At 60.3% G+C, this 4,884-nt stretch carries 7 protein-coding genes; 6 read left to right on the forward strand and 1 reads right to left on the reverse strand.

Features of this window, described 5'->3' with window-relative positions:
* The 5 genes from EPO09_RS09645 to EPO09_RS09665 all read left to right on the forward strand — a co-directional run.
* Positions 1-283 (forward strand): ABC transporter permease (locus EPO09_RS09645; RefSeq protein ID WP_290642542.1); only part of this gene is annotated, 283 nt, incomplete at its 5' end.
* A gap of 28 nt (positions 284-311) precedes the next feature.
* Positions 312-794 carry an outer membrane lipid asymmetry maintenance protein MlaD gene (mlaD, locus tag EPO09_RS09650; RefSeq protein WP_290642543.1) on the forward strand — a complete coding sequence of 161 codons (483 nt, stop codon included), beginning with the start codon at positions 312-314 and terminating at the stop codon, positions 792-794.
* Entirely contained in the window at positions 791-1,624 is an 834-nt protein-coding gene (locus EPO09_RS09655) for a VacJ family lipoprotein (protein WP_290642545.1), read from the forward strand. Before mlaD ends, EPO09_RS09655 begins: the two co-directional genes overlap by 4 nt.
* Before the next feature lie 153 nt (positions 1,625-1,777).
* Positions 1,778-2,404, forward strand: a complete 627-nt coding sequence (locus EPO09_RS09660; RefSeq protein ID WP_290642553.1) for a phospholipid-binding protein MlaC — start codon at positions 1,778-1,780, stop codon at positions 2,402-2,404.
* Between the two features lie 13 nt (positions 2,405-2,417).
* Positions 2,418-2,702, forward strand: coding sequence for a lipid asymmetry maintenance protein MlaB (locus EPO09_RS09665; protein ID WP_290642547.1), 285 nt, complete (start codon positions 2,418-2,420; stop codon positions 2,700-2,702).
* A gap of 23 nt (positions 2,703-2,725) precedes the next feature.
* On the opposite strand, the gene zwf is transcribed toward EPO09_RS09665, so the two are convergent.
* Positions 2,726-4,192, reverse strand: a complete 1,467-nt coding sequence (gene zwf, locus EPO09_RS09670) for a glucose-6-phosphate dehydrogenase (RefSeq protein ID WP_290642549.1) — start codon at positions 4,190-4,192, stop codon at positions 2,726-2,728.
* 204 nt (positions 4,193-4,396) lie between these two features.
* On the opposite strand from zwf, the gene EPO09_RS09675 reads away from it, so the two are divergent.
* The coding region (locus tag EPO09_RS09675; protein WP_290642551.1) for a transaldolase family protein at positions 4,397-4,884 on the forward strand (488 nt) is incomplete at its 3' end.

Genomic DNA, 4,884 nt, shown 5'->3' on the forward strand with positions numbered 1-4,884 from the left:
CCTGGGTGGCTGGGTTGTTGGCGTGGTGATGATCGGCGTGGACCAGGGCGCGTTCTGGTCACAGATGCAAAACGGTGTCGAGGTCTGGGCTGACGTCGGCAACGGCATGCTCAAGAGCGTGGTGTTCGGCCTGACGGTGACCTTCGTGGCCTTGCTACAAGGTTATGAATGCCAGCCTACGCCAGAGGGTGTATCGCTGGCCACGACGCGTACCGTGGTGATGGCCTCGCTGGCCGTGCTGGCGCTGGACTTTGTGCTGACAGCCATGATGTTCTCGATCTGAGATCGGGCAGGCTGCAAGGAAGAACAAGATGCAGAAATCAAAACATGATGTGTGGGTTGGCCTGTTCGTGCTGCTGGGTGCGGCCGCCATCCTTTTTCTGGCGCTGAAGGCCGGCAATCTGTTGACCCTGTCGTTTGACAGCGGCTACAACGTGGTCGCTCGCTTCGACAACATTGGCGGTTTGAAGCGCCAGGCTGCGGTCAAAAGTGCAGGCGTGGTGGTTGGCCGTGTGCAGTCCATCACCTTTGACACCAAGACCTACCAGGCCCAGGTCGAACTCACCCTCAACAAAGGTGTGGCCTTTCCGAAAGATACGTCAGCCAAGATCCTGACCGCGGGCCTGCTCGGCGAGCAGTATATCGGGCTGGAGCCTGGCTACGGTGAGTCCAATCTGGTTGCTGGCGATACGATCAAGAGCACCCAGTCGGCCATCGTCCTCGAAAACCTGATCAGCCAGTTCCTCTACAGCAAAGCAGCTGAAGGGAGCGGTGGCAAGGAGGGGCAGAAGTGAACAGCAAGAAAACTGCTTTGCTGCTTGGCTTGGTGCTGGCCGGTGCCTTGCAGGGCTGCGCCACGCGCCAGAACCCTGATCCGCTGGAGCCCTGGAACCGCAAGGTGTTCAGCTTCAATGAATCGCTGGATGCCAATGTGCTCAAGCCCGTTGCCGAAGGCTACAAGGCCGTGACGCCGGAGCCGGTACGTACTGCCTTTACCAATTTCGTCAGCAACCTCAAGGATGTCTGGTCGACGGCCAATCTGTTTCTGCAAGGGCGTTTCAAGGACGGCACGCTGGGCGTGATCCGGGTCACGGTCAACTCCACCTTTGGTCTGGGGGGCTTGATCGATATCGCCACGCCCATGCAACTCTACAGATCCAATGAGGATTTCGGGCAGACGCTGGGCGTGTGGGGTGTCAAGCCAGGGGCTTACATCGTGTGGCCGTTGTTGGGCTCATCCACCCTGCGTGATTCGGTGGGTATTCCGGGGGATCTGTACTTTTCTCCCTCGACGCTGGGTACGTACCCGCGTGAAGTGAACCTGCTGCGCGCCTTCCAGTTGGTCAATGCGCGCGCCAATTACTTGAGCGCGACCAACCTGGTCGATGATGTCGCGCTGGACAAGTATTCCTTTGTGCGTGACGCCTACCTGCAGCGCCGCCAGAACCTGATCTACGAAGGCGACCCGCCCGAAGAGGACGAGTTGGACGATCCTTCTCAGCCTGACAATGCGGCTCCGCCAGCAGCGGGTGCCAGCGAGGCTGGTGCGGCATCTGCACCAGATGCGCCAGTGAAAACAAGCCAAACTGAGTCTGCCGAGAATCCATGGGCCATGTTCCCCTGATGCAGGCAGGTTTGGCGTAAAGAAAGATAATCGAGGGCTAGCAGGTCCACCAGGCGCGGCTTTGTCGCGTTAGTGGATGGCATGCTCTCCGAAAGGGACCACAACATGTCTTCCATCAATGTCATCACCGTTCGTCTGATCGCCGCCGCCGCCATGTCGCTGGCTGCGCTGTCAGGCGCTTGCGCCGCTACCGAGGCTGTGGCGACGACTTCTGCCGCAGCTTCCGCACAAACGCCGGACGCCTTCATCAAGACCATCACCACCGAGGTGTTCGCCACCGTCAAAGGTGACAAGGCCATCCAGTCCGGCGATCTCCACAAGGTGATCCAGGTTGTGGACAGCAAGATCATGCCCAACGTGAACTTCACGCGCATGACCGCGACAGCCGTGGGTCGGGCATGGCGTCAGGCCACGCCTGAGCAGCAAAAACGCCTGCAAGACGAGTTCAAGACTTTGCTGATCTATACCTACTCTGGTGCCGTTGCCCAGATCAAGGATCAGGTTGTCGAGTACAAGCCCATGCGCAGCCGCCCTGAAGACACCGAGGTCGTGGTGCGTACCATTGTGCGTGGCAAGGGCGATCCCATCCAGTTGGATTACCGCCTGGAAAAGGCCGGCGACAGCTGGAAGATCTATGACGTGAATGTGTTGGGCGCCTGGTTGGTCCAGACCTACCAGAGCAGTTTTGCCCAGGAAGTCAACGCCACGGGCATTGATGGCCTGATCGCCAAGCTGGTGGAGCGCAACAAGCAACTGGCGACCAAGAAGGTCGCTGGCTGATCAAGGACCATCCATGCTTTTGCTGCCCGCCGTCATCACGCACGCCGATGTGCCCCATGTGCTGAGCCTGTTCAAGCAGACGCTGGACAAGGCTGCCAAAGGCAGTTCGGATGCGGCCATGTTGACGGTGGATGGCTCAGCCTTGGAGCGTTTTGATTCGAGCGCCTTGGCCGTGCTGCTGGAGTGCCAGCGCATGGCGCGCGCGAAGGGCAGGGCCTTTGCGGTGCAGTCGCTGCCGGCTCGCTTGACTGAGTTGGCGCGCCTCTACGGCGTGGACGGCTTGTTGCAGTCAGCCTGATTTGCAGGCCTGCTGCAAATCAGTCAGGCTTCTTCCGCCCACGCAAAACCGTCGCGCGCCACCAGGGCGCTGGCTGCCGGTGGTCCCCAGGTACCAGCCGCATAGCCGCGCACGGTGCTGCTGTCATGCGCCCAGGTATCCAGAATCGGCTCTACCCAGCGCCAGGCCTGTTCCTGCTCGTCCGAGCGAACAAACAGATTGAGCCTGCCAGCCAGGGCGTCCAGCAGCATGCGTTCATAGGCACCCACGCGGTCGGTAGGGAAGGCCTTGTCAAAATCCAGGTCCAGTGACACGGGTGACAAGGTCTCTGGCATCGCACCGACGCCCGCAGAGGCCACTGAACCCTTGGCGGCCAGCAGGTGCAACTCCAGCCCGTCTTCCGGTTGCAGCTTGATCACCAGCTTGTTGGCCGTGTGGGCACCGGGAAAGATCGGGTGCGGCGTCGGGCGGAAGTTCACCACGATGTCGGCGTGGCGGTCTGCCATGCGTTTGCCGGTGCGCAGGTAGAAGGGCACGCCAGCCCAGCGCCAGTTCTGCACTTCGCAGCGCAAGGCCACGAAGGTCTCTGTGTGGCTGCCTGCTGGCACCTTGTCTTCTTCCAGGTAGCCTTTGACCGGTTGACCTGCAATCGTGCCCGCGCGGTACTGGCCGCGGACCACATCGCGGTTCACCGTGGCTGCATCAAACGGCTTGAGCGAGCGCAGCACCTTGAGCTTTTCGTCGCGGATGGCGTCGGCATCGGCGCTGGAGGGCGGCTCCATGGCCACCATGGTCAGCAGTTGCAGCGCGTGGTTCTGGATCATGTCGCGCAGGGCGCCGGTGCGATCGTAGAAGTCACCGCGTGTGCCCACACCCAGTGTTTCGGCCAGCGTGATCTGGATGTTGGCGATGCTTTCGCGGCGCCACAGGGGTTCGAACAACACGTTGCCGAAGCGCAGCGCCATGAGGTTCTGAACCGAGGGCTTGCCCAGATAGTGGTCGATGCGCAGTGCCTGGCGTTCGGTGAACACGGCGCGCACGGCCTGGTTGATCTCTTGCGCACTGGCCAGATCGTGCCCGAGCGGTTTCTCCAGCACCACGCGGATGCCTTCGTGATTGAGGCCGCAGGTGCCCAATTGCTGGCAGATGGTCGGGAACAGGTGAGGGCTGGTGGCCAGGTAGATGACCGTGTTGTCGGTCTGGCGGGCCTGCAACCAATCCTTGAGCCGCAGGTAATCAGCCGGCAGCGACAGGTCCATGCGCATGTAATGAATCAGCGCAGAAAACTGAGCGTATTCGTCTTCGGTGGGGCGCTTGGCGCTGTCGGCGGCCCGCAGGCGCTCGTGCAGCCAGTTCCGGTAGCTGGCGTCGTCCTGCTCGTCGCGGGCCACGGCCAGGATGCGGCCACCCGTGGGCAATTTGCCGTGCCGCCAGGCTTGAAACAGCGAGGGCATGAGCTTGCGCCAGGTCAGGTCGCCGGTTCCGCCAAAGAAAACGAGGTCAAAAGACATGCGCAGTTGCGAAAAATGGTCAGTCTGACTATCCGCTTAAGGGGTAGCGCCGAACTTTGTCATCAAATTGGACTCAGAATAAAGGCAACAATAAGGCAATTTCACGGCGGCAGTCTGCGTAATCAGTGCTGGTTTCGCTGGTGTATTTTTGACACGCCAACAAAAACACGAAGCGAATCCGCTTTTCCGATTCGAATCAGAGATATGACTTCGCAACTCGAACAGCTCAAGGCCTGCACGACCGTGGTGGCCGACACAGGCGACTTCAAGCAACTCGCTCAGTTCACGCCGCAGGATGCGACCACCAATCCTTCGTTGATCCTCAAGGCTGTTCAAAAGCCTGAATACGCGCCTTTGCTGGCCGATACGGTTGCCGCACATCGCGGCGAGCCACTGGCGACCATCGTGGATCAGGTGCTGGTGCGTTTCGGGCTGGAAATTCTCAAAGTGGTGCCTGGTCGTGTTTCGACCGAGGTCGATGCGCGTTTGAGTTTTGATACCCCGGCCACGATTGAGCGTGCACGCCGGATCATGGCCTTGTATGAGGCCGCAGGGATTTCGCGTGATCGCGTGCTGATCAAGATCGCCTCGACCTGGGAAGGTATCCAAGCTGCCAAAGTGCTGGAGCAGGAGGGGATTCATTGCAACTTGACCTTGCTGTTCGCCTACGCCCAGGCCCAGGCCTGTGGGGA

It is taken from the genome of Aquabacterium sp. (genome assembly GCF_004297345.1).
GTDB lineage: Bacteria > Pseudomonadota > Gammaproteobacteria > Burkholderiales > Burkholderiaceae_C > Aquabacterium.

What these genes read in the sequence shown, in the direction of transcription:
- EPO09_RS09665 (WP_290642547.1), top strand. Translation starts at nt 2,418, where the DNA reads ATGCTTTTGCTGCCCGCCGTCATCACGCACGCCGATGTGCCCCATGTG.
- zwf (WP_290642549.1), bottom strand. Translation starts at nt 4,192, where the DNA reads ATGTCTTTTGACCTCGTTTTCTTTGGCGGAACCGGCGACCTGACCTGG.
- EPO09_RS09660 (WP_290642553.1), top strand. Translation starts at nt 1,778, where the DNA reads ATGTCGCTGGCTGCGCTGTCAGGCGCTTGCGCCGCTACCGAGGCTGTG.
- mlaD (WP_290642543.1), top strand. Translation starts at nt 312, where the DNA reads ATGCAGAAATCAAAACATGATGTGTGGGTTGGCCTGTTCGTGCTGCTG.